We start from the raw sequence: 23346 nt of genomic DNA on the forward strand, positions 1-23346 counted from the left end.
TATGCGGCTGATCTCGGTGCGGTTCGGCAACGTGCTGGCCTCGAACGGATCGGTGGTGCCGAAATTCAAGGCGCAGATCGAGGCCGGCGGCCCGGTCACGGTGACGCATCCCGACATGGTCCGGTACTTCATGACCATCCGCGAAGCCTGCGATCTTGTGTTGACGGCTGCGACGCACGCGCTGACGCCGGCGCGGCCCGATGTCTCCGTCTACGTCCTCAACATGGGACAGCCGGTCAAGATCGTGGAGCTCGCCGAGCGGATGATCCGCCTGTCCGGCCTCGAGCCCGGCATTGATGTCGAAGTCGTGTTCACCGGCATGCGACCGGGCGAGCGGCTGAACGAAATCCTGTTCGCCAGCGAGGAGCCGCCGGTGGAGATCGGGGTCGCCGGCATCATGGCGGCCAAGCCGAACGAGCCGCCGATGCAAATGTTGCGCAAATGGCTCGCGGCGCTGGAAGAGGCGATTGCGCGAGACGACCGTTCCACCATCCGTGCGGTGCTCAAGGATGCCGTGCCGGAATTCGGATCGAACGCCGCCTGATTTGCGATCTCGCCCGGTCCCCGCGGCCATTCGTGCCCCTTCGGAAGCCATGATGCAGAAGTCCGGAAAAGTCGTCGTCGTCAGCCAGCACTATCCGCCCGATCCGAGCACGACGGCGGCGATCATGGCCGCGATTTCCGACCGCGCGGCGCAGGAGGCCGAGGTGCTGGTGCTGTCGGGAACGGCGGGCTCCGCGATATCGGCGCAAGCGGGCAAGCCTGAGGTCGTCGAGGTCAAGAACTGGATGCCGGGCAAGGGCGCGCTGGGAAAGCGCGCCGTGGCCGAATTGCTGTTCACGGTCCGGATGTTTTTCGTGCTGCTGGCGAGGTTGCGGCGCGGTGACGTCACGCTGACCGTGCCGGCGCCCTTCATGCTGCCTTACGCTTTTGCCGCGGCGGCCAAATTGAAAGGCGCGAGATCGGCGCTGATCATGCACGATCTCTATCCCGACGTCCTCGTCATGGCTGGGCTGTTGAAGCCGCACTCGATCGTGGCGAAAGCGATGCGCGCCTTGAACGCGCCGATGTTTCGCGCGCTCGATGCCGTCGTCATCATCGGCCGCGACACCGAGAAGCTGCTACTGCGCTATGGCGGAATGACAAGTGACAAGATCCGCTTCATTCCGAACTGGGCGACACTTGCGCGTGGCATTCGCGCGATCGATCCGGGCAATCCGTACCGCCGTTCGCTTTCCGCCCGCTTCGTCGTCGGACTGTCAGGAAATCTCGGCTTTACCCACGATCCCGTCATCGTGTTCGAAGCAGCGCGCCGGCTGCGCGACGACAAGGATATCCATTTCCTGCTGTCGGGCTGGGGGATCGGGTTCGACCAGTTGAAGGCTATGCAGGCTGAGGCAAAGCTCCCGAACATGACCCTGGTCGATCGCGTCGAGGAGGGGCAGCTAGAGGCGTTTCTTTCGGCGGCGGACGTCTGGATCATTCCCTACCGCAGGAACGTCGCCGGCGTATCGGTGCCCAGCCGGTTCTACAATCTGCTGGCGATCGGCCGTCCGGTGATCCTGGTTTCCGAGACGGATGCCGAGGCGGCGCTGACGGTGACCGAGCACGATGTCGGCTGGGTGGTGGAGCCCGGCAACGCCGGCGAACTGGCGAAAACGGTCAGTCGCGCCGCCCGGGCCGACGACCCACAGCGGGCAGAGCGCGCGGCCGAAATCTCAAGGCGTTTTGATTTTGAGATCGCCATGGCCGGCTATTGCGGCCTGATCCGCGAGCTCATGCAGAAGAAGCCAGGCTAGCCGGGGCAGGTTGCCCATCGAGTTGTTCTTTTTCGATCGGCGTGTCTATTGGGCAACAGTTTGGCCGGATTTATCGTGAGTATTAGCAGATGATTCTTCACTGCTCTCGTAATCCAGCCAAAAGTTGAAGAGGGCGCTGGATGGAGCTAGCTTCACTCGGCAAGATCAGTCATCAGCTTGCAGTCGATTTTAAAAAGCGGAGAGAAGACGGTCGCAGCGGCTTAACCCGTTTAGGTCACTCGCTGAACACTATAGTCGGTATGGTTACGATCCCGCCCCGTTACAGAAGGCTTGGTTATTGTGTGAGAATTGGGTGCATTTCCACTGCGCGCAAGGGAGTCTCGAAGACGTCCGCTCTTGCAGGATGGCTGGAGCGGTTTGCGTTAGGCGCGTGCGTTGTCGCGGCCATGCTGCTACTCGTTTGGGTTCTGTCGAGTTGCCGGTCTGGCTTTGACTTTACCGACGAAGGGTTCTATCTGAATTGGATTTCATCGCCGTGGAATTATCGCGACTCGGTCACCCAGTTCGGATTCGTGTATCATCCCCTTTACAGAGTCTTGGGCGGTGACATCGCCTTGCTTAGGCAAGCAAACATCCTGATCATCTTCGGATCAGCCTTCGCCCTTTGCGCGTCTTTGCTTCACTCGATCGCTGCGGAACGGAATGATGGCGAATCAAGGGAGCGCATCTGGATCGTAGCATTAGCACTGGTCATCGCAGCCAACTCATTGACGTTTTTTGACCTGTGGCTGCCCACTCCTAATTACAATTCATTGACCTTCACTGCACTAATCTTCGCAGCCATTGGCGTGCAGATGACCTCTCGCGGAGCGTCGACGCTCAGCCTCACCGGATGGATCTTGGTCGGAACAGCCGGTGCACTTTCGTTTCTGGCGAAGCCGACATCGGCTGCAGTGCTCGGATGCGTAGTCCTCGTCTATCTCATTGCTGCAGGCAAGCTATGGATGCGTGGATTGGTGATTTCTGTCGTTGTCGCGGCCGTGCTGCTGTTGGGATCGGCGCTCGCAATTGACGGTTCGCTGGGCAGGTTCGTTGATCGTGTTCTGAATGGTGCTCGAGTTGGTGCTCTACTCACGCCAGACCAACCTATCGCGCGTATGTTTCGCATGGACTCTTTCTCTTTCGGCAAAGTACAGCAAGTCATTTTTCTCTTGCTGCTAGCCGTAACCTTCGCTGCGACATTTCTTGCTACGCGGGCAGGTGCCGCCGCAAGAGTCGGCGCAGCGGTCACAGCGATCGCTCTAACGGGATTGAGCATCGCGGCGAGCACACGCGCGGTGTTGCCGAACATTCCCCATTATCCCTTTCAGCCTATGTACTTTTGGGCGATCAACTTCGCAGTCGTATTATCTTTCTTCTTCGCTTCCCAATGGAGCTCTCGGCTCCCCTCGCGCAACAGTGTTGCACTCGCCGCATTTCTTGTTACTTTGCCTTACGTCTATGCGTTTGGGACAGGTAACAACTATTGGGAACAGGGTGGGCGCGCGGGGCTTTTCTGGCTTTTGGGCAGCATTGTCATCGGCGCGGAGCTGTCGGCGAGAAATGCGGTATGGCGAAGCCTCACTCCCATTACTGCTGGAGCTCTCCTAGTCACCACCGGCGTCGTTTTGACCGCGATAGCAAATCCTTACCGGCAAACACAACAGTTACTTCAGCAGACGAACGAGACTGAAATCGGCCCCAACAACGCCACCCTTTTCCTGACGGATGAAGCGGCGACCTATACCCGAAACCTAAGGCGAATAGCCGCAGACAACGGACTCTCGACAGGCGATCCTTTGCTTGACCTTAGCGGCCGAAGTCCCGGATCAGTTTATGCAATGGGCGCACGCCCGCCGGGAGCCAGCTGGATACTGGCGGGATATACGGGGAGCAATCAGTTCTTCATCGCTGCCCTCGCGAGCGAAAGTTGTGACGTCCTTGCTGCTATGTGGATACTCACGGAGCCGGGTTTATCCACGGCTTTTTCAGCGAATTTGCTTCAGCGCTATGGGATCGATATTCTGCGTGATTACAAAGAAGTTGGGTCCGTTCGGTCCGTGCGAGATGTCCCACTGACTGAATTCGAGCAGTTTGTACTTAAGCCGACCCGAACCCGCGACGCTGCGCGACAAGCTTGCGAACGAGCTCGACAAATCAATCGATAGCGTTATGATTCGCTAGCACGCATTCTGCTTGAGAGGTGGTCGATAGGCAAGCTAGCTCAAAAGATTAGCACGCAGCGCATCACAGACCCGCTGTTGTGCTTCATTCAAACACAACCACATCGGCAGCCGCACAAGTCGCTCCGAGAGTGACGCCGTCAGTGAAAGCTCGCCATGGGCCCGTCCGAACCGCTGGCGGGGTGGCGATGAATGCAGCGGCACGTAGTGAAACGTTGCGTCATCCCCACTGCTTGAGTTCGGCGAGAACGAGCTAACATTTCCTGGTAGCGATTCCAGCTCGCTAGCCGCCCGCTGTAAGCCGCTCTGCATGCTCGAGTTGAGCGCACAAAAGGGCAGCCGTGATCTCGTGCGGCAAAAAGGGCGGAGCCAACATCTTGCCAAGTATACTTATCAACTTTGCCACGAAGAACCTGCTTCGGTCACTGCCTTTTCTTTCATGATCTCGGCGCGGTACACCAATTCGGGATCATTTACCAGAAGGCTGCCGCCTTCGCCCGAACTGATGTTTTCGTTTCATGAAAGCTGAAGCTGCCGAGATCGCCAAGCGCGCGCCCTTGTAGCTTGCCATTATGCCTTGGGCGGCATCCTCCACGATCTTTAGGTTGTGGCGCTCTGCGATTTCGACGACTGAGTCCATCTCGCAGGACACGCCTGCATAGTGTACCGGCACGATCGCGCGGGTTCGCTGTGTGAATGCCGCCTCGATCAGTTGTTCGTCGATATTGAGCGTGTCCTCCCGGATATCGACAAAGACGGCCGCGCCGCGCCGCACAAAGGCGTTCGCGGTCGACACGAACGTATAGGAGGGCAGGATGACTTCATCGCCGCTCTTGATATCGAGCAGCAATGCAGCGAGATCGAGCGCGGCGTTGCATACGGCTAATTGAATGGAACGATCTCAGTCGGCACGTCTTCCAAGCCAGCATCCATCGATCGTATTGCCACTATCTCTCGGTCAGCGGAGAGGCTTCGAGAAGCGAGCGGAGATAAAGTTGGTATTCGGTCTTGGGGTTCGGATCAATCAGACGCTCAAATGCAGACTGATCAATGAACTTCATGCGTAAGGCGACTTCCTCCGGACAGGCGATTTTGAGTCCTGTACGTTCTTCCACTACCTTCACAAATTGAGCCGCTTCGAAGAGATCGCGATGTGTTCCACCGTCCAGCCAAGCGACGCCCCGACCGAACAGCCTCACCCTCAGATCACCCATCGCTAGATACCGGCGATTCACATCCGTTATTTCAAGCTCTCCACGTGCTGAGGGCCCAATCTCATTCGAAATTTGGAGAACACGCTCGTCATAAAAATAGAGGCCCGGAATGGCGAGACGCGATCGCGAATTTCTTGGTTTCTCTTCTATGTCTATTGCGCGGCCGCCGTCATCGAGGACAACCACTCCATAAGCCGAGGGATCCGCCACCTCATAGCCGAATACCGTCGCCCCACTTTCTTGAGCCATTGCCTCCAATAACAAGCGGGGGAGGCCGGCACCGAAGAAAATGTTGTCTCCAAGTGCGAGTGCGACATTGCACCCTTTGATGTCGTTCGCCGCTATGCGAAAGCACTCCGCTATTCCGCCTGGTCGATCTTGCGAGCGGTACACAATAGTGATCCCCCAACGCTTCCCGTCGCCAAGCAACGTGCTCATTTGATCGAGAGCTTGAGGATTGGAAACAATGACAAAGTCCCGCACCCCGCCGAGCATAAGGGTGGTGAGTGGGTAGTAAATCATTGGCTTGTCGTAGACTGGCAGTAGGTGCTTGTTCACGACGTGAGTAAGCGGAAACAAACGGCTCCCGCTCCCTCCGGCGACAATAATGCCTTTCCATTTACTCATGATCGACCTTGTGTCGATTGCGCGACCGACAGTCTTAGCCCCAGACGGTCATCGGCATTTAAGTCATCCAATGTCCAATCCATGTGCTCGAGATACCAATCCACCGTCTTGGACAAGCCGGTTTGCAGACTTTCCGCAGGTAGCCAGCCAAGTTCTTGCCGAGCTTTCGTTGAATCTATCGCGTAGCGATAGTCATGCCCCGGCCGATCGGCGACAAACTGAATCAACTGTGCATAACCTTGGCCGTCTCGGCGTGGCCGTCGTTCGTCCAAAAGCTTACAAACTTCTGTTGCTAGCGCTATGTTGCTAACTTGGCAGAGTCCCCCAATATTGTAATTGCTGCCCACCGTACCTTTGGTGCAAATGGCCGCGATTGCTGCCACATGGTCATTCACGTAGAGCCAATCGCGGACGTTCTGGCCTTGACCATAGATTGGAATCGGTTGGCCGGCGATCGCTTTTCGGATAATCGTAGGAATCAGTTTCTCTCGGTTTTGGAAGGGTCCGTAGTTGTTTGAACAATTGGAAATTATCGTGGGCAAGCCAAAGGTCGCATACCATGCGCGGACCAAGTGGTCGGCTCCCGCCTTGCTCGCTGCGTAAGGTGAATTAGGGCGGTAAGCAGTCGTTTCGTTGAAAAGCCCCTGATCGCCAAGGCTGCCGTAAACTTCATCTGTGGAAATGTGAATGAATCGGAAGGCACTCTGCTCCACCAAATTCAAATTGCTCCAAAACTGAAGAGCGCATTGCAGCATCGCAAACGTGCCAGTCACGTTCGTGTCTATGAACTTACCGGGATCCTCAATTGAGCGGTCGACGTGGGTCTCGGCAGCAAAATGCCAAACCGCCTGCGGCGCGAACCTCTGAAACAACACAGCGATATCATCGCGGTCCAGTATATCGCGTTTCTCAAAGCGGTAGTTGGGAAAGTCGGCAACAGCGGCGACAGTTCTGGAATCGCCTGCATAGGTCAGCTTGTCGATATTAAGAACCTGATGGCCGGCTTGCACCAGATATCTCACCGCCGCCGAGCCGATAAACCCGCAGCCTCCTGTAATCAGAAACCTCATCTGCGACCTATCGGTTGTTGACGGTTATTTCGGGAAAATGGCACTGGAAGCAGAACGAAACAAAGTGGAAGGTCGGCTGAGAGCATGTTTCCGATCGCGCGTACGATCCTTTGCTCTCATTGAGATTGGTTCTATTAAGGTTCTACTCGCAAGCCCTCCATCCAATAACAACGTCAGTTGGGACTGCTTTGCCATTTGCCCACTTGTATCAAGTTTGTGATCGCCAACTTTGAATTCATTTGCGGGACATAGTTACGGCTCGTGCGATCACGCGCGCATCCCGGAACAGATAGATGCAAGATTGCGCGCATCGGTATGTCTTCCTCCTATTTTGTCAAGCGGAAATAGCGGGTATGCCGGTTTAGCAAACCCTCGGACGCGCCGCTGGCGACCCTCGGATGGCGGTCGAGCGCTTCGATCCGAGGCTCGCGGTGAACTCGTGAATGTGGAGATGTGGCCCGAGAGGAACCCAGATTCATGCGATCAAAGGCGCCTCCGAAAGAGTCGAGGATAAGATCTCAATGCTTTCAGGCCCAAGTATCTGGCCTTAGTTTGCGTTTTGCGCGCTTGGAGATATCATTAGGGATCGACGGATGGGGGGCAGGACAATGATTAGAGTGCCAAAGGCAGCGAGTTTTGCCTTCGCTCTGGCTATCTCTGCGTCGTCTGTATTTGCCCTGATATACGGATCATTGGGGCTGAACGGTTACGGCGCATTTACCGCGTCGTATCTGAGCTTGACTGTGATAATGATTGCGGTTTTTGGCTCGTTGGAGGGTTTCCGCTTCTCCATACTGGATATTCCCGTGCTCACCCTGATTGCTTGCGCGGGCATATCATTTTCCAGGAATCCTCAGCAGGTCGACTTGCGGGAACTTGTCTTGCTGGGCCTGACAGTATCGGCATATTTCGCCGGGCGATCGCTTGTGAAAGAGGATGTGCCTGTATTGAGAGCGGTTTGCTTTTGGATATCGCTCGCGATCCTTTCGGTAGGAACGGCGCTAACGGTCCCGTATCTAGTTTTACATGGCGAGTTGGGGCGACCGTTTGTGTTGGGGTTTGATAACGCGACAACAGCTTTTTCGGTCTCGCTCGGCATCCTTATTATTCTGCTATTATCATCGGAATATCGGAGCCCTACCTGGATTCGGAATGTGCTGGTCCTACTGATCGCGTTCTCGATGGCGGTTTTTGCCGCTTCAATGGTTCGGTTCTCTTTGCTCGCGATCATGGTTTGCACGGCTCTCTCTGCATTGTTGTTGAAGCAGCAGCGCCGCTTTGCGCTAAGCATGTTAGCTATCCTTGTTGCGTCAACTGCTTTGGGATTGCTTGCTCGTTTCGACAATGCAAATCTCTATGTGCGGTACGCGATCGAGGGAGCAAGGGGAGAGGTGAGCGGCGGCTCGGCAACGATCCTTCCTCCATCTTACGCTGCACGGAGAAATCCGGAAGCGACGACGGCTGATTGCGAGAGCGTGAATACGCGAAACTCGATCGCTATTCGAAAGCAGCTCATTTCGGACGCTGCCAATCTTATTCCCCGCGCTGGTCTTTTTGGTTTTGGATTTATGTCGTTTGGCCGACTGGGGTGTTTCGAAGGTGCGTCACCTCATAACGACCTTTTGCAAGCATTTGTCGAGTTCGGTTGGATGGGTGGGGCAGCATTTCTGACCTTGATCGCCCTGATACCCCTGTTGCTCCTCAAGCCGGCTCGCCCCGATGGCGACCTGCGTTTCGTGTTCTTACTCAATGCCTTTATGATCATGCTCAGCATGGCTTACGGTCAGATCGGAAGAGATCTGCCGCTGTTCCTGGTATTGGGTTTGGCGGTCAGCGTGTTGTCCTCGAACGATGGTTCGGCATCTAGTCGTGTGCGATTTCACATGTTGAACTGGGGCACCGGGCCAAAATAGTGCCTGAGCTCATTGCGGCCTTGGACTGGGCTCGCAAGGGATCCTCGAATCGACTACTTCCCAAATATGGCCCTTGGAACGCACAACATTCAGTTCGCAACGGTTCATCTCGCTGGAGCTTCGTAACGTAGATACGATGGATTTTGCCAAAACGTAGCCATAAGCCGCAGCGGTGGAGTTCCGATCTTCACGCCTCAAATTCTTATGGCTAAATGCTGAATTGACCGCGGCGATATGGTTCGGAGTCGATACTGAGACTATGCCTGCAGAAGAGGTGAATTGTTGCAGGTCGAGCGACAATGCGGCACCGTTGACGATAAGAAGGGGGTTCCATTCCAACTTTGCAAGGTCGCTTGTCAGCTTTAGTAGCTGATCGGCTGGGCCGAACATAACCAGCAACCCCGCACGACCTCTACTTACTGGCTCGACCTGGTTCACACTTTGATCGAGACTCTTAATCTCTTGAGCATTCGTAATTGCAGTTCGCGCGCGCTCCATTCCCAAACCTTCGTAAAATCCGTTGAGGTATTCTGTCCCAGACCTGCCCGCTGGTCTAAGCACGGCCACGGTGGCATCTGGAAAATGCTGGGATATGTAGCTTCCCAGTATTTCCGCCTCTCGGAAAGCCGTTGGGGAGGGGAACAGAACGGGTATCTTCTTGAAGCGCGCATAGGGGCGGATCACTTCGTTCGCTCGGGCGCTTAGATCGAACAGGCACGCTACGCGATCCTGCTCCACGAGCTGTCGTGTCAAATCCAGTGTCTTCTTTGAATCTCCCTCGTCGTCGTACGAGACGATCTCGATCGGACGGCCGTTAATTCCGCCTTCGTTGTTGATCTCCCTGAAGTATTCGGTGAGCACTCGCATGTGTATCTGTCGGTCTTCGGGCCGTCCATCGCGGCTGAAGATCGTTCCGAGTCTGATTTCGTTGTTACTGACGGACTGGCCGCTCACAATTGCAGGCAGGCCAATAATCCCGAACAGCGGGGCGAAGATAAGCGCAAGTGACTTAAGTATAGCCATTTGTCCTCACTTAGGGCGCGACCATTCTGTGCCATCGCAGCTTGCGCAGGCGCAGAAGGTTCCGTGCCTTGACGAAAACAAATAGCATCAGCGGAATGCTAGCCAATCCGCCGCTGAGCATTGCCGATTGTATCGAGCTGAGCATGAGGTGGATAATGCCGATGAATGAACATGCAAGGAGCGCTATAGTCATAGGTGACTTGCCTTCGGCAACAAAGATAACGTCAACCGTTCTACATATCGCTCCGGCCAGAACGCTGGCTGCAGCGACTCCGAAGAAAGAGAAATCCGCCCAGGCGTCGGCAATGAACATTGCGTTGCTAGTCGAGCCAGGTTGGCCCCGCCACAACAAGGCAACCTCTTCGTAAGCCGGCCGAAATTCCTTGCCAAAGAGAGTGGCCACAATGCGGATGTTGGAGCCCCAAGTGTGAGAGATGTAATATGGAATTGCGTTGAAGTATTCCAGCAGCACTTCGTTCGAGATGAAGAACGTGCGCCAAAAGAAAAACTCTGTGGCTGACATAGGGCGCGAGGCCTCGGGTATCGATAGTTCGATCAGAGGATAAAACAGGAGGGGAGCCGCAACGACGGCTCCGACGACAACGCTCAAGCCAATTCGGTTCCGGAAGGAGAGCAGCGCAGCGAAGGCAATTTGCATCCCGAGCAGAGCTATGGGCGCTTTGCTGAGCGTTTCCACCCGGCCAAGTAAAGTGAGGGCGAACAGCACGCAGGAGCTTCCGAGCAACAGCCAGTTGCGCTTGATCAGACCTTCGAGAAATCCCCAAATCAGGAAAAAAGGTGCGACCGACATCAGGGCGATTCGGTAGAGATAGGAATCACTGCCGGCATACGACAGGCGATAATCTGCCTTGGCCGCTTGCGAACCCGCTGTCTCAAAGTACCCCAATATTACTGCGAGATGCAGTTCTCGCATGGAGGTCCAGATCATCAATGCGATCAAGCCGATATTAACCGCAATCAACCAACCCCTAAACCGGAATACGCTCCGAGGCGGATGAGCGTTCCAGTTGTCCAGTGCTTCGGTCAGCTTCTTTGTTCTCCGCCCTGCCAAGCGGTCGATCAATTCAATCCCCAAGATGCAGCACAGATACAGAATCGTAATCGCAAGGTTCAGAGATTTTACGGCTTCATCGAAGTAAGGTGCCTGCATCAGCTCTTGATAGATAAAGGAGCTTTGATTGTAGTAGAGCATGTAAACGAGGTACGCTGGACCATAAAGCACCAGCAGGAAACTGAGCAGCATGGAGGTGGCCGAGATGCGGCCGCGGCACCTATAAAAGAGATATAGGGCGGCGCCGAATATGGACGAGGTGGCCAATAGGAAGCTGGCCGCAGTCATGGGGTCAAAAGCCGCAGGTTGTGGTGAGGCTGAAAGTTCCAAGAGTTGAAGTCACCTTGCCAAGGGGCCGACCCGAAGGGTCGTTGCAACTGCAGCACCTAAAATGCGCCCGATTCGGGCGCTGGCACATTGGGTTTTTCATGAGACGCGCGGGCTCCCCTTTGAGGGGTGCAGTTTCCGATACACGTCACGGGAACTCAACCCTCTTGATTGTTTTGCGCTTTTCCTAGTATTGCAGATTGCCGAAACTAGGAACTCAGCCGGATGCGCGCGGCGTCCAAGGGGCAAGCCTTTGGGCTCATAGGATAGCTTTCATGATCAGATTTGGCTTGCTCGGTTGCGGACGCATCGCCAAGCGTCACTCCGACCTCTTGGGCGGCAATCATATCGACCGTGCACGGCTTATCGCCGTCTGCGATACCGTCCGTGCGCGTGCCGACGGCGTCGCGTCGAAATTCGGCGTTCCGGCGCACTACGACATTGACGATCTTCTTGCGCGGAAGGACATCGATGCCGTCGTGGTGCTGACGCCCAGCGGGCTACATCCCCAGCACGCGATCGCCTGCGCGAGAGCCGGGAAACATGTTGTGGTCGAGAAGCCGATGGCACTCCGCCTGCAGGATGCTGACGATATGATCCGGGCCTGCGACGAAGCCGGCACCAAGTTGTTCGTGGTCAAGCAGAACCGCTTCAACGTACCCGTTATCAAAGCGCGCGAGGCGCTAGAAGCCGGCCGGTTCGGAAGGCTTGTTCTGGGGACCGTGCGCGTCCGTTGGTGTCGCGACCAGGCCTACTATGACCAGGACGATTGGCGGGGTACGTGGGCTTATGACGGTGGCGTGCTCACCAATCAGGCCAGCCATCATATCGATATGCTGGAGTGGTTCTTTGGTGATGTAGTGAGCGTCCACGCGCGAGCAATTACGGCACTTGCAAGGATCGAGACTGAAGACACCGCGGTCGCGACGTTGAAATTCCGCAACGGTGCCTTGGGAATCATCGAGGCGACCACCGCCGCGCGGCCCACGGATATCGAAGGCTCGCTCTCCATCCTGGGGGAAAAGGGTATGGTTGAAATCGCGGGTTTCGCCGTCAATCAGATTAGGCATTGGCAGTTTGTCGACCACCTCCCCGCGGACAAGGAGGTAATCGAGAAATTTTCTGTTAATCCGCCAAACGTCTACGGCTTCGGTCATCAGGCCTATTATCAGCATGTGGTCGATTGTCTGATCCATCAACGTGCAGCATTGGTAGACGGTCTTGAAGGACGCAAAAGTCTGGAACTAATCTCGGCTCTCTATGAGTCTATCGAGACTGGCGAGCAAGTCGCGCTGCGCTTTACGCCCAAGCTAAGCCGGCTGGGTGTGGTGTCGTGAGCCAGCCCGACATCCATCAGGTCAGTGTGCGTGACGTCGAATTCGGTTCGCGTGTCAGAATCGTTGAGCCCTGCAATCTCTATGGCTGCAAGATTGGCGATGACTGCTTTGTCGGACCCTTTACCGAAATCCAGAAGAGCGCAGTTATTGGGGCACGCACGCGCGTGCAATCGCATGCCTTTATCTGCGAACTGGTGACGATCGGAGAGGACTGCTTTGTCGGCCATGGCGTGACGTTCGTTAATGATACCTTTTCGAGCGGCGGTCCCGCGCGTGGCCGTAAGGAACTGTGGCGGGAAACGGCAATAGGTAATCGGGTTTCGATCGGCTCTAACGCCACGATCATGCCGGTGCGCATTGTCGATGATGTCGTGATCGGAGCGGGTTCGGTCGTGACCAAGGATATAACTACGGCGGGCACCTACGCGGGTAACCCGGCGCGCCGGCTAGCCTCGCGAAGATAGGAAGTTGTTCGAATGCCGGTACCGTTTGCCGATTTGCAGCTGCAATACGAGACCATCAAGAGCGATATCGACCGCGCGATCGCGTCAGTCATTCGCGACAATGCCTTTATTCGTGGCCCCTATGTCGACGCGTTCGAGCGGGAATTTGCGGCGGCCGTCGACGTTAAGCATTGCGTATCCTGCGCCAACGGCACCGATGCACTCTATCTTGCCATGGCGGCGCTGAAAGTTGAGCCGGGCGATGAGGTGATTACCACGGCGCATTCATGGATCAGCACCTCGGCGATGATCACCCATGCCGGCGCCACCGTGGTTTTCGCGGATACCGACGGAACCACGTTCACAATCGATCCCGCGGCGGTTGAGGCCGCGATCACACCGCGGACGGTCGGCATCATCCCGGTGCATCTGTATGGACAGCCCGCTGATATGGACGCAATCATGGCCATTGCGCGCAAGCACAAGCTCTGGGTAGTGGAGGATTGCGCACAAGCACATCTGGCGCGCTTCAAGGGCCAGCAGGTTGGCACGTTCGGCGCGGCCGCAACCTATTCGTTCTATCCGGGAAAGAATTTGGGCGCGATGGGCGACGCGGGCGCCGTTGTTACCAACGACAGCGCGCTGGCGGAGCACATGACCATGCTCGCGCGCCACGGCGGGCTGGTGAAACATCAGCATCAGATCGAGGGCATCAATAGTCGCCTCGACGGCATGCAGGCGGCGATCCTATCAGCCAAATTGCCGCATCTCGCCGCCTGGACCAAGGCGCGCCAGGATGCCGCCAAAGTTTATGACGCGGGCCTCAACCAGATTGAGGATGTCTTGGTGTCCGCGACCGCGCCGGACCGCAGCCATGTCTATCATCTGTACACAATCCGTCACGCGCGTCGCGACGCATTGGCTGCCCATCTGAATTCCAAGGGCGTCCAGACCGCAATCAATTACCCAACGGCCCTGCCGTTTCTGCCCGCCTATGCTCGCTTGGAGCATCGCGTCGAACAGTTCCCAAATGCGCATCGTGACCAAGGCCAGATCCTATCTCTACCGATGTATGCGGAAATCACCACGAAACAACTTGACGAAGTGATTGAGCTGATCAGAGGTTTTTGAGATGAAAGCTGGTTTGGAAAACTTGCAGCATGATCGCTGATCTGACAGCCGAAAGGAAAAGTCATCGTCTGTTGGGAAATTCCGCGTGGAATGTGGCCGCGTTTCTCATCAGCGTGGGTTTGAACCTCCTGATTTTGCCGTTCGTGGCGTTCCGCATCGGTCTCGCCGCCTTTGGCGTCGCTGGCCTGGTGATGGCTTGCGTCGCGCCAGCGCTAGCATTCAGCAATGCTCTGGCGCTGGCAACCACGCGGGAACTGGCGCAGCGATTATCGCCAGGTGAGCGTGAGGCCTCACGCCGCCTCTTCGCCACGGCTTTGATGCTGGCGGGGGGCATAGGCCTGGTGATCGTGATGAGTCTTTCTATGGTCGGCCCGCTGGCCGCGCGCTTGGCCTTCGGCCTGCAGGGCAGGACCGCCGAGGATCTCGGCCTAACTTTTGTCTTTGGCGCCAGCGGCTGGCTGTGCCAAGCCCTTTCCGCCGTGTTCCTCGCCTTGTTCACGGCGCGCCAGGACTACCGGCGTATCGCTTTGATCAGCACCGTCAGCACGCTCGTGTCGACGGGATCAATGGTCATCCTGGTCCCGCGTTGGCCGCAGGCTTCGACGTTTGTCGGTTGCCAGGCCTTGGGCTTTGCGACAAGCCTGCTAGGCGCGATGCTGCTGGCGCGCCTTTCAATTGGGGACTGGCTGGCACGTCCGGCGCTTCACAGAGCTCCACTTGGCAAACTCATCCATCTTGGCGGCTGGCAATTCGCTGCACAAACCAGCGGCCTTGTCGCGGGGCAGGCAGATCGCTACCTGCTCGGTGCGTTCCTCCAGCCTCAATTCGTTGGTTTGTACACAATCACCCAGCGGCTTGAGGAAGCCATGTATATCGGCATCCTTAAAGTCGGAGAGATCCTGTTCCCATTCTTTAGTAGTCTGCAAAAGGAATCGAGTGATCGCATTGCGGATCTCCTGTTTCGTTCCTCTTGGGTGCTCAACGTGCTGGCCGCGACTGCGCTCGGCGCGCTGATTCCCGTGTCAGGCCCTCTGCTTCAGCTTTGGGCCGGTCGAGAGGTCGGTGATCAGGCGGAGCAACTGCTGGTGGTGCTGGCGGTGGCAGGTATGCTTGGATGCAGCGCCAACGTTTTCGCATCCTATCTTGTCGCCAGCGGCCGGTCCCGTTCTAACGCCCTGATCTCGCTGGTGACCGCAGTATTTACCCTCGCCACCAGTGCGGTGGCTCTGCCCTATTTCGGATGGCGGGCCGCAGGTTGGAGTTCCTGCATTGGCATGATCGCTCAGATCATCGTAACCATGATCCTCCTGCGCCAGAGCTTTGGCCTCATCGGATTGTGGTCGCGGGTGGCTCACTTTGTGCTGCTACCCTTGGGAGCGGGGATCGTAATCGCGCTTGGCTTGCGATATTGCGCCGCCGGATTTATTTCCGAACTGATCCCGTTTTGGTGGTATGTTGGGGTAGCATATGGTCTGGCCGCGGGGATCATCTTTGTAGTTGTTGTCGTTGTTTCGGGAGTGGGACCGCACGGTGCGGCTTGCAGGCGCGATTTGCGCCTGATTGCACGTCGTTTCTTGCCGATGAGAGTTGCATAAGCATGTGCGGTATTGCGGGTATCGTGAACCTCCGCGGCAATGTGGTCGAACCGACGGAGATCTCGCGACTGACGAACCTAGTCGCGCATCGCGGCCCCCTTGGAGAGGGAAGCTGGTTTAGCGCGAAGCGCAATCTGGCGTTTGGCCATCGCCGGTTGGCAATCATCGATCCCGGCGATGGAGGCTATCAGCCGATGGTTTCCGGCGACGGCCGCCACGTGATTGTGTTCAATGGCGAGATCTACAATTTCCTCGAACTGCGGCGCGAGCTTGAGGCGCAGGGGGCAATCTTCCGCAGCCAGTCGGACACGGAGGTAATTCTGGCCGCTTGGCAAGCCTGGCGGGAAGGCATGCTGACACGCTTTAATGGAATGTGGGCGCTGGCGATCTTCGATACCAAAACCGAGGAACTGTTTCTGGCGCGCGACCGCTTCGGCATCAAGCCGCTGTTGTATGCACTGACATCGGAGCGCTTTGTTTTTGCATCCGAGCAGCGCGCACTGGTGCGAAGTGGCTTGATTAACGTGTCGTTGGATATCGATGTGGCGCGCCGGCTCATGCTCGATGCCTTCGGGGTCGAGGGCAGCGAGCGGACGCTTTACCAGGAGGTGCGTCGGCTGCAGGGTGGTCACTGCATGTGGTTGCGCCGGGGGAGGTTGGAAATCCGGCGCTGGTGGCGGACGGTGGATCACCTGCCGGCGATACCGTCCAACGAAACCGAACGGCTGGAGCGTTTTCGCGAGCTATTTCAAGATGCTGTCGCGCTTCGGATGCGCAGCGATGTCCCGATCGGGACCTGCCTGTCGGGAGGATTCGATTCGTCGGCCGTGATCTGTACCATGGCCGCGCACGAAAAGGCCGGCATGGGCCCGCGGGACAGTACCTCGTGGCGTCATGCCTTCGTTGCGACGTTTCCCGGCGCCTCGAATGATGAGCGGCCGATGGCGGAGGAGGCCGCGGCCTGGGCGGATGTTGTGCCGACATTCCTCGAGATCGGGCGGGCCGACGCGTTGACCGAACTCGATCGAATCCTCGACGACAATGATGACGTCTATATCGGGCTTCCGAGCGCCGCCTGGCTGATCTATCGAGAGCTCAGGCGGCACAACGTGACGGTGTCGCTGGATGGCCACGGCGCAGACGAACTGATGGGAGCTTATCTTCAGGACGGGCAATCGGGAGCGTTCTGGATGCGAAACGTGCTTGCAGGACTTGCCTCCGGTTCGGCACTGGCGAAGCGAGGCGCCGATCTGTTGCGGACGCTGATGATCAAACGCCGGGGACACTATTTCCTGCGTGGCGGTCTGCGCGACGTTCCAGCTCAGCTTCCGCTGGTCGGCGATGACGACGTGCTGCCCCGCGATTGGGGCCCATTGAACCGGCGGCTCTACGGGATGTTTCACAGCACTGTGCTGCCGACCATCTTGCGAAATTTCGACCGACTATCGATGGCCCACGGCATCGAGGTCCGGATGCCGTTCATGGACTGGCGTTTGGTGACGTACACGATGGCATTGCCGGAGTCGTGCAAGTTCTCCGATGGCTATTCAAAGGCTATCGCGCGGCGGGCAATGGCTAACTTGATGCCGGAATCCATTCGCGAGGGACGCCGGAAGGTGGGATTCAACTCGCCGATGCCCGAATGGTTGAACGGACCACTCGCCGGCTGGACTGCCAGTCTGCTCGATCAAAAGGTGCCCGCCTTCGCCGAACTGGTGGACGAAGCGGGCCTACGCAGGACGGTCGGCCGCCTGACATCGTCGAAGACGTGGGAATGGGAATCAGTCGGCCGCGTCTGGCCGTATCTGAATATGAAATGGATGCTGGCAAGGTCCTGATATGCGAAGCCTCATCCTGACAAGCGTCGATGCCATCCTCGGTTGGAAGAGCCGGCTTTCGCATGCGGTGAATATCGGACGTGGATCGGCGATCGCATGGCGCCGTATCAGGCGGGTGGCCGGCAACACCTTGTCCGTAGGAGAAGATTCGATCGTTCACGCCGACATTAGTTTCGAGGAAACCGGAGGCAAGATTCAGATCGGAGATCGCACATTTATCGGACGAAGCCATCTGATCTGCTATCGAAGCCTCGTCATCGGCGACGATGTTATCATGTCGTGGGGAGTTACGATTGTGGATCACGATTCCCATAGCATCGATTGGGTGAATCGTCGGAACGATGTTCGCGAATGGGGTGCCGGCCGGAAAGGCTGGGAGCACATCGCGCATGCGCCAGTGGTGGTGAGCGACAGGGCCTGGATCGGATTCAATGTGAGCGTGCTGAAAGGAGTGACTATCGGAGAGGGAGCTGTAATCGGAGCATGTTCGGTTGTTACCCGCGATATTCCGCCATACACCTTGGCAGTTGGGAATCCGGCGACGGTAATCCGTTCATTGGGCCCCCCGCCTGACGCAAACCCAGCGGATCGATAGTTATGCGCGTTTTCCAGAACAACGGCTTATCACGTGGATTCCGTGTCCATCGTCGTCAGCTGCCTTATCGAAGCTTTGCCGCGGGACGAGCGCAATTTCTGGATACGAGATTCACTGCGTCCCATATTCTTCTGCCCGTGCTCACCGATAGCCCTGATGCGTTCTACACCAATGGCGACGATGAAAGCCTGCAGGTGCTGTGGGCGAAAGAGAATGGTCTGCGGACAAGGAACCTGGAGCAAATTCTGCTCGCGCAGATCGAGCAGCATCGCACTGAGGTATTCTATAATCTCGATCCGATCCGTTACGGTAGCGAGTTTGTTGCGAAATTGCCCGGATGCGTGAAGAAGTCCATCGGCTGGCGAGCCGCGCCCTCCGGAAGCGCAGACCTGACAAAATACGACCTGATCGTATGCAACTTTCCTTCAATTCTCGAGCGTTGGCGACAAAAAGGCTGTCGCGTTGCGTATTTTTTCCCGGCGCACGATCCCGTGATGGATACGTATGCCGCAGGCCGAAGTGATGAACTTAACCTCATCTTCATCGGAGGATTCTCGCGCCACCACGTCAAACGCAGCCAGGCACTCCGGGCTGCCGCTTCAACGCCTGGCATCCGGGCGCGCTTTTACCTCGAAGATTCGCGCCTCACCCGACTGGCAAATTTTCTTCCTCCTGTGCCGGCACTTCGCTCATACCGCCATCCTGACGAAATTCGCAAGAATCGCGCCGATCCGTTGTATGGCAGAGATGCGTATGCCGCGATCGCCAAAAGCAGTATCGTATTCAATGGTGCGGTAGACATGGCTGGGGAGGATCGCGGTAATATGAGATGCTTTGAGGCGACGGGATGCGGGGCGGTCCTTTTGACGGACGCAGGGCGTTATCCGGAGGGTTTCGTCGATGGCGAAACCATGTTGGAATATTCCTCGCCCGAGCAAATACCGGAGTTGATCCAAAGGCTCATGAGAGATGAAACTTTGGCGAGATCCATCGCTCGGGCGGGTTGCGTCATGGTGAGAGAGCGCTATAGCAAACAGCTGCAATGGACGAAATTTCAGGAACTGATCTGACCAGCGCGCGGGGTTAGTAAGTTTATGTTTAACGAGAAGCCTTTCACGACGTGGGAAGATGCCGTGATCTGGCTGCGCAACCAGCCGGACAAGCGCCAACTCGTGCTCGATGCCTTCTATGACGACCCTCTGATCGATGCCGCCGAACGCTATTTTGCCGGTGCCGAATGGAAGGCGGTTTCGAAGCTCCTGCAGCACCGGACCGGCAAGGCGCTCGACGTTGGCGCCGGTCGTGGGATTGCCAGCTATGCGCTGGCGCGGAGCGGATTTACAGTCACTGCGCTCGAGCCTGATCCCAGTGCGGTGGTCGGGACGGCGGCGATCCGTGGGCTCGCGGCCGAGGCCCGTCTGCCGATCGAGGTGGTCGAGGAATTCTCCGAGCACCTTCCGTTCGCTGAGGGCACGTTCGATGTCGTCTTCGCGCGCGCCGTGCTGCACCATATGCGCGATCTGGACAGCGCTTGTCGGGAAGTGTTCCGCGTGCTTCGCCCCGGCGGAATACTGATCGCCGCGCGAGAACACGTGATAAGCAAGGAAGCCGACCTTAGGGAATTCCTCGATCAGCATCCCCTTCATCACCTCTATGGCGGTGAGCGCGCGTTTCTTCTCGATCAATATGTCGGGGCTCTGAGGACTGCGGGATTTGCCACGATCGAGGTGCTTGCGCCGCTGAAGAGTCCGATCAATCTGTTTCCATATACAATTGAGACGCTGCGAGCGGCCGTCGTGGAAAGATTGACGGACAAAATTCCGATCAAGCCCGTTTGGGGTGCCGCACTCGCTTCCACGAGCATCTTCGCATCGCTGCTTTCAATGGCAGAGCGCTTTGACCACCGACCCGGCCGGCTCTACTCATTTGTCTGTCACAAGGGACCGGCATGAGCATGTGGGTTACCGGTGCCAATGGTTTCATCGGTCGGCATCTCGTCCGGCTGCTGGCTGATAGCGGCGATCGCGTTCATGGCATTGGGCACGGCGCGATCGGAGACGTTGAAAAGCGTCGAATAGGTCTGGAGCACTGGCTGAATGGCGAAATCGACGCTGCCAATCTAAACGCGCTGGCGGAGCGGGCCGAACAGCCGTCAGCGATTTTCCATCTTGCCGGCGGAGCTTCGGTCGGATTATCGATCGCGCAGCCCTTTGAAGACTTTTCGCGCACCGTCAATAGCACGGCGCGGCTGCTTGAGTGGATGCGCCATTCCGCTCCAAATTGCCGGCTGATTGTCGCCTCCAGCGCGGCTGTCTACGGCGCGCACCACTCCGGAATCTTATCTGAAGAAGCCGAACCACGGCCGCTCTCGCCTTACGGCTACCACAAGCTGATGATGGAACAGCTTTGTAGGAGCTATGCCGCTCATTTTGGACTGCGAACGATGGTGGTTCGCCTGTTCTCCGTCTACGGCATGTTTCTCCGTAAGCAGCTCCTGTGGGATATGTGCTCGCGCCTGCAGCGAGGCGAGCGCGAACTCATGCTGGGCGGCACGGGAGACGAAGTCCGCGATTGGGTCGACGTGCGCGACGTGGTTAGGCTCCTGTCAAGTTTGGCGACACGGCCGCAACAGGAAAAGTTGCAGGTGATCAACGGTGGGTGTGGTTCGGGTACGACGGTCGCCGAGGTTGCCGATATCCTGACGAAAAGCTGGGGTGAGCAGGCTAGCGTGCGTTTCTCCGGTGTAGTTCGTCCCGGCGATCCGTTCAGCCTCGTCGCAGATGGCGGGAAAGTTCGAACTTTACCTTTTGCGTGGGAAATTCCGCTGTCGCGAGGCATCGCCGATTACGTCCATTGGTTCAAGGAAGATACTCGTTGAGCAACGGGAGCCCAATTCGTCTCGCCTTCACCATGATTTCCCGCGAAAGCTGGGCCGGAGGATATAACTACCAGCGCAATCTATTTGCCGCCTTGCGGCAGTACTGTCAGGGCGCAATCAGGCCAGTCGTGTTCGCCGGCGAACGCGACGATTTCTCTGATCTCGAAGCGTTGGGTCGAATTCCAGACGTCGAAATCCTGCAATCAACCGCGTTTGATCGAGGAGCATTGCAGTCTCTCACGCCGATATGTCTTGGGCGGGACTTTGCGGCGGCATCGGAGTTTCGACGGAAACAAATTGATGCAGTTTTTGAGTCGGCGCGCTTCTTTGGCTGGTCTACCTATTACCCAAGCGTCGCGTGGATTCCGGACATGCAGCATCTGGCACTTCCACATCTGTTTTCCACGCGCGCTCGATGGCGCCGCGACATTGGCTTTCGGTTGCAGATCATGTCGGGCCGGACGATAATGCTCAGCAGCGAGAGCGCAGAGCGAGACTGCTTAAAAAGCTATCCCAATGCAAAAGGAAGAACCGCCGTTGTGAAGTTCGCGAGCGAGCCTGCTCCCGAGCTCTTGAGATTGGATCCGGTTGAAGTCGCTCGAAACTACGACCTGCCGCCAAACTATTTCTATCTTCCAAATCAATTCTGGCGTCACAAGAACCACCAAGTTGTAATCGATGCGCTTGCACTGCTCTCAAATAGTGGCAAGCGTGTCGTTGTGGTGGCATCCGGAGCACCTGATCCAAACGAGCCGCAACTCGTTGATAAGATTATGCAACAAGTGGTCGACCGAGGGCTTGAGCAAGAATTCAGATACTTGGGTATGATTCCATTGGCTGAGGTCTATGCGCTGCTTCGGGCTAGCGCGGCTCTTCTCAATCCGTCCCGATTCGAGGGTTGGAGTACTACGGTGGAGGAGGCCAAATCATTTGGCGTGCCGATGGTCTTGTCGAGCATTGACGTACATCGTGAACAAGCAGATGGCAAAGCTGACTATTTCGATGTCGATGACGCTTCATCACTCGCCGATCATCTTGCGAAGATATCGCAGAATTCTGAACCCACATTGATCAGAAATCTCTTGCCGGATGTCCACTCTCGCGTGGCTTCGTTTGCGTCGGACTTTGTAGCTACAGTCCAGCGTGCAAGACAGCGCTATGGTAGCACGACTTAGTGAGGCTAATCCCGATGGAGGTCATCACGAACGAGTCAATGCCGTCTGAGAACTAGAGTGGAGCCAGAGCATTCCGAAGACCTTCGTCTAGACCAAGCGGTGGCCGCCATCCGGTCTTCAGAGCTTTAGACATGTCGATCTCCAGCGATGTGGCCACACTATTGTAGGCTTCAGAACGACCGCTGATCCTGAATAACGCGTTGAGTGCAAACAACGGAAAAGGCACGATGTGCGATTTCTTGCCTAAAGCTTTTTCGATCCGTCGAACAAATTCTGGCGTTGAAATTTGCTCCTCATCAGCCACTAAAAAGATGTCGAACCTACCGTGCTGATGAGTAAGTCGGTGCACTATGAACGACGCTAAGTTTGCGACGCTTAGAAAGGCGCGCCGGTTCTGGATACAACCGAACGGCAACGGGATCCCTCTATTCACCGCCGCAGCCAGCAGTTTAAAATTACCGAGCGCGCCTGCACCATAAATCAGTGGCGGGCGAATGATCGTAAAATTCATGCTTGTATACTTCACCATAGCTTCAAGGCCTGCTTCTGCGGCAGCTTTCGACGCTCCGTAGACTCCGCGGGGCGTTAAGAGGTCATTCTCACGAAAGGGAGGTCGACCGTCAGTGCTGCTCCCATTAACGAGGACTGTGCTCAGGTAAACAAAATGGCTAACCCCCGCTTCGGCTGCGCACCGGGCAAGGTGCAACGTGCCATCGGTATTGATGGATTGGTAAACGTCTGCAGCATGTTCTTCGCGTGGGTGATGAACTCGGGCTGCCAAATGCACCACCGCATCGACACCGGCGAGCGCTTCTGCCCAGTTGGTATGAGGACCGATAGTTCCGATCATTATCGAAGTTGCGTCGGGCGAGGGCTTTCGCACGGCTTGTCTAACGATCATGCCGTTACGTTTCAACACGGGGGCAAGATTCTGGCCTACGAAGCCATTCGCACCCGTTAGCAAGACAACAAGTCGACCATCGTCCATTCTGTTCTCATCTCTTTCTGAAGCCAGCGTCTCGCCATTAGCAACGCTGATGCTAAATCAGAGGGCATAGCCATTTTCTGGCTAAAACGCCGCGAACCTCATGAGGGCCATCGAAAACACCCGTTCTTACTTGTTGAC

20 protein-coding genes are annotated in these 23346 nt (G+C 56.7%); 14 read left to right on the forward strand and 6 right to left on the reverse strand.

Annotated elements, in window-relative coordinates; all coding sequences use genetic code 11:
* From HCN50_RS31220 to HCN50_RS31230, 3 genes are all read left to right on the forward strand, one after another.
* Positions 1 to 544, forward strand: a 544-nt coding sequence (locus HCN50_RS31220) for a polysaccharide biosynthesis protein (protein WP_171713725.1), incomplete at its 5' end; no start/stop codon positions are given.
* Positions 545 to 596: 52 nt separating this feature from the next.
* Positions 597 to 1799 carry a glycosyltransferase family 4 protein gene (locus HCN50_RS31225; RefSeq protein WP_171713726.1) on the forward strand — a complete coding sequence of 401 codons (1203 nt, stop codon included), beginning with the start codon at positions 597 to 599 and terminating at the stop codon, positions 1797 to 1799.
* A gap of 140 nt (positions 1800 to 1939) precedes the next feature.
* Positions 1940 to 3967: a hypothetical protein gene (locus HCN50_RS31230; protein WP_171713727.1), complete on the forward strand. Its 2028-nt coding sequence runs from the start codon at positions 1940 to 1942 to the stop codon at positions 3965 to 3967.
* A gap of 484 nt (positions 3968 to 4451) precedes the next feature.
* On the opposite strand, the gene HCN50_RS33985 is transcribed toward HCN50_RS31230, so the two are convergent.
* The 3 genes from HCN50_RS33985 to rfbB all read right to left on the reverse strand — a co-directional run bounded on the left by HCN50_RS33985 (position 4452) and on the right by rfbB (position 6893).
* Entirely contained in the window at positions 4452 to 4832 is a 381-nt protein-coding gene (locus HCN50_RS33985; protein WP_235977334.1) for a DegT/DnrJ/EryC1/StrS family aminotransferase, read from the reverse strand.
* A 97-nt stretch (positions 4833 to 4929) separates the two neighbouring features.
* Positions 4930 to 5823, reverse strand: coding sequence for a glucose-1-phosphate thymidylyltransferase RfbA (gene rfbA / locus HCN50_RS31240; protein WP_171713728.1), 894 nt, complete (start codon positions 5821 to 5823; stop codon positions 4930 to 4932).
* Positions 5820 to 6893 (reverse strand): dTDP-glucose 4,6-dehydratase, encoded by a 1074-nt coding sequence (gene rfbB / locus HCN50_RS31245; RefSeq protein ID WP_171713729.1) that lies wholly within the window; start codon positions 6891 to 6893, stop codon positions 5820 to 5822. Before rfbB ends, rfbA begins: the two co-directional genes overlap by 4 nt.
* Positions 6894 to 7510: 617 nt before the next feature.
* On the opposite strand from rfbB, the gene HCN50_RS34560 reads away from it, so the two are divergent.
* Positions 7511 to 8806, forward strand: coding sequence for an O-antigen ligase family protein (locus HCN50_RS34560; protein ID WP_171713730.1), 1296 nt, complete (start codon positions 7511 to 7513; stop codon positions 8804 to 8806).
* Positions 8807 to 8815: 9 nt separating this feature from the next.
* Here the strand turns inward: HCN50_RS34560 and HCN50_RS31255 are convergent, their stop codons facing one another.
* Entirely contained in the window at positions 8816 to 9829 is a 1014-nt protein-coding gene (locus HCN50_RS31255) for an ABC transporter substrate-binding protein (protein ID WP_171713731.1), read from the reverse strand.
* Positions 9830 to 9839: 10 nt separating this feature from the next.
* Complete coding sequence (locus HCN50_RS31260) at positions 9840 to 11231, reverse strand: hypothetical protein (protein WP_171713732.1); 1392 nt, start codon at positions 11229 to 11231, stop codon at positions 9840 to 9842.
* A gap of 272 nt (positions 11232 to 11503) precedes the next feature.
* Here HCN50_RS31260 and HCN50_RS31265 point away from each other — a divergent pair, with 272 nt between their 5' ends.
* From HCN50_RS31265 to HCN50_RS31310, 10 genes are all read left to right on the forward strand, one after another.
* Positions 11504 to 12565: a Gfo/Idh/MocA family protein gene (locus HCN50_RS31265; RefSeq protein WP_171713733.1), complete on the forward strand. Its 1062-nt coding sequence runs from the start codon at positions 11504 to 11506 to the stop codon at positions 12563 to 12565.
* Positions 12562 to 13029: an acyltransferase gene (locus HCN50_RS31270; protein ID WP_171713734.1), complete on the forward strand. Its 468-nt coding sequence runs from the start codon at positions 12562 to 12564 to the stop codon at positions 13027 to 13029. Before HCN50_RS31265 ends, HCN50_RS31270 begins: the two co-directional genes overlap by 4 nt.
* Before the next feature lie 12 nt (positions 13030 to 13041).
* A complete protein-coding gene (locus HCN50_RS31275) occupies positions 13042 to 14139 on the forward strand; it encodes a DegT/DnrJ/EryC1/StrS family aminotransferase (RefSeq protein WP_171713735.1) in 1098 nt (365 codons plus the stop codon).
* A 29-nt stretch (positions 14140 to 14168) separates the two neighbouring features.
* Positions 14169 to 15734 (forward strand): lipopolysaccharide biosynthesis protein, encoded by a 1566-nt coding sequence (locus HCN50_RS31280; RefSeq protein WP_210265172.1) that lies wholly within the window; start codon positions 14169 to 14171, stop codon positions 15732 to 15734.
* Complete coding sequence (gene asnB / locus HCN50_RS31285) at positions 15677 to 17572, forward strand: asparagine synthase (glutamine-hydrolyzing) (protein WP_235977335.1); 1896 nt, start codon at positions 15677 to 15679, stop codon at positions 17570 to 17572. The genes HCN50_RS31280 and asnB overlap by 58 nt, the downstream gene beginning before the upstream one ends.
* A 1-nt stretch (position 17573) precedes the next feature.
* The gene (locus tag HCN50_RS34350) at positions 17574 to 18167 is read left to right on the forward strand and encodes an acyltransferase (RefSeq protein ID WP_171713736.1); all 594 of its coding nucleotides are present in this window, start codon (positions 17574 to 17576) and stop codon (positions 18165 to 18167) included.
* 2 nt (positions 18168 to 18169) lie between these two features.
* Positions 18170 to 19237, forward strand: a complete 1068-nt coding sequence (locus HCN50_RS31295) for a glycosyltransferase family protein (protein WP_171713737.1) — start codon at positions 18170 to 18172, stop codon at positions 19235 to 19237.
* Positions 19238 to 19300: 63 nt separating this feature from the next.
* Entirely contained in the window at positions 19301 to 20119 is an 819-nt protein-coding gene (locus tag HCN50_RS31300; protein ID WP_311968251.1) for a class I SAM-dependent methyltransferase, read from the forward strand.
* Positions 20116 to 21045, forward strand: a complete 930-nt coding sequence (locus HCN50_RS31305) for an NAD-dependent epimerase/dehydratase family protein (protein ID WP_171713739.1) — start codon at positions 20116 to 20118, stop codon at positions 21043 to 21045. The genes HCN50_RS31300 and HCN50_RS31305 overlap by 4 nt, the downstream gene beginning before the upstream one ends.
* Positions 21042 to 22220: a glycosyltransferase family 4 protein gene (locus tag HCN50_RS31310; RefSeq protein ID WP_171713740.1), complete on the forward strand. Its 1179-nt coding sequence runs from the start codon at positions 21042 to 21044 to the stop codon at positions 22218 to 22220. Before HCN50_RS31305 ends, HCN50_RS31310 begins: the two co-directional genes overlap by 4 nt.
* A gap of 52 nt (positions 22221 to 22272) precedes the next feature.
* Here HCN50_RS31310 and HCN50_RS31315 read toward each other — a convergent pair whose 3' ends face one another.
* Positions 22273 to 23208 carry an NAD-dependent epimerase/dehydratase family protein gene (locus tag HCN50_RS31315; protein WP_171713741.1) on the reverse strand — a complete coding sequence of 312 codons (936 nt, stop codon included), beginning with the start codon at positions 23206 to 23208 and terminating at the stop codon, positions 22273 to 22275.
* Between the last annotated feature and the right edge of the window lie 138 nt (positions 23209 to 23346).

The sequence above is a fragment of the Bradyrhizobium archetypum genome (genome assembly GCF_013114835.1).
Lineage (GTDB): Bacteria > Pseudomonadota > Alphaproteobacteria > Rhizobiales > Xanthobacteraceae > Bradyrhizobium > Bradyrhizobium archetypum.

Excerpts from the sequence above, each read along its gene's own strand:
- HCN50_RS31230 (WP_171713727.1), top strand. The coding sequence starts at position 1,940 with ATGGAGCTAGCTTCACTCGGCAAGATCAGTCATCAGCTTGCAGTCGAT.
- HCN50_RS31305 (WP_171713739.1), top strand. The coding sequence starts at position 20,116 with ATGAGCATGTGGGTTACCGGTGCCAATGGTTTCATCGGTCGGCATCTC.
- HCN50_RS31255 (WP_171713731.1), bottom strand. The coding sequence starts at position 9,829 with ATGGCTATACTTAAGTCACTTGCGCTTATCTTCGCCCCGCTGTTCGGG.
- HCN50_RS31225 (WP_171713726.1), top strand. The coding sequence starts at position 597 with ATGCAGAAGTCCGGAAAAGTCGTCGTCGTCAGCCAGCACTATCCGCCC.
- rfbA (WP_171713728.1), bottom strand. The coding sequence starts at position 5,823 with ATGAGTAAATGGAAAGGCATTATTGTCGCCGGAGGGAGCGGGAGCCGT.
- HCN50_RS31315 (WP_171713741.1), bottom strand. The coding sequence starts at position 23,208 with ATGGACGATGGTCGACTTGTTGTCTTGCTAACGGGTGCGAATGGCTTC.
- HCN50_RS31280 (WP_210265172.1), top strand. The coding sequence starts at position 14,169 with ATGATCGCTGATCTGACAGCCGAAAGGAAAAGTCATCGTCTGTTGGGA.
- HCN50_RS31265 (WP_171713733.1), top strand. The coding sequence starts at position 11,504 with ATGATCAGATTTGGCTTGCTCGGTTGCGGACGCATCGCCAAGCGTCAC.
- HCN50_RS31295 (WP_171713737.1), top strand. The coding sequence starts at position 18,170 with ATGCGCGTTTTCCAGAACAACGGCTTATCACGTGGATTCCGTGTCCAT.
- rfbB (WP_171713729.1), bottom strand. The coding sequence starts at position 6,893 with ATGAGGTTTCTGATTACAGGAGGCTGCGGGTTTATCGGCTCGGCGGCG.
- HCN50_RS34350 (WP_171713736.1), top strand. The coding sequence starts at position 17,574 with ATGCGAAGCCTCATCCTGACAAGCGTCGATGCCATCCTCGGTTGGAAG.
- HCN50_RS31275 (WP_171713735.1), top strand. The coding sequence starts at position 13,042 with ATGCCGGTACCGTTTGCCGATTTGCAGCTGCAATACGAGACCATCAAG.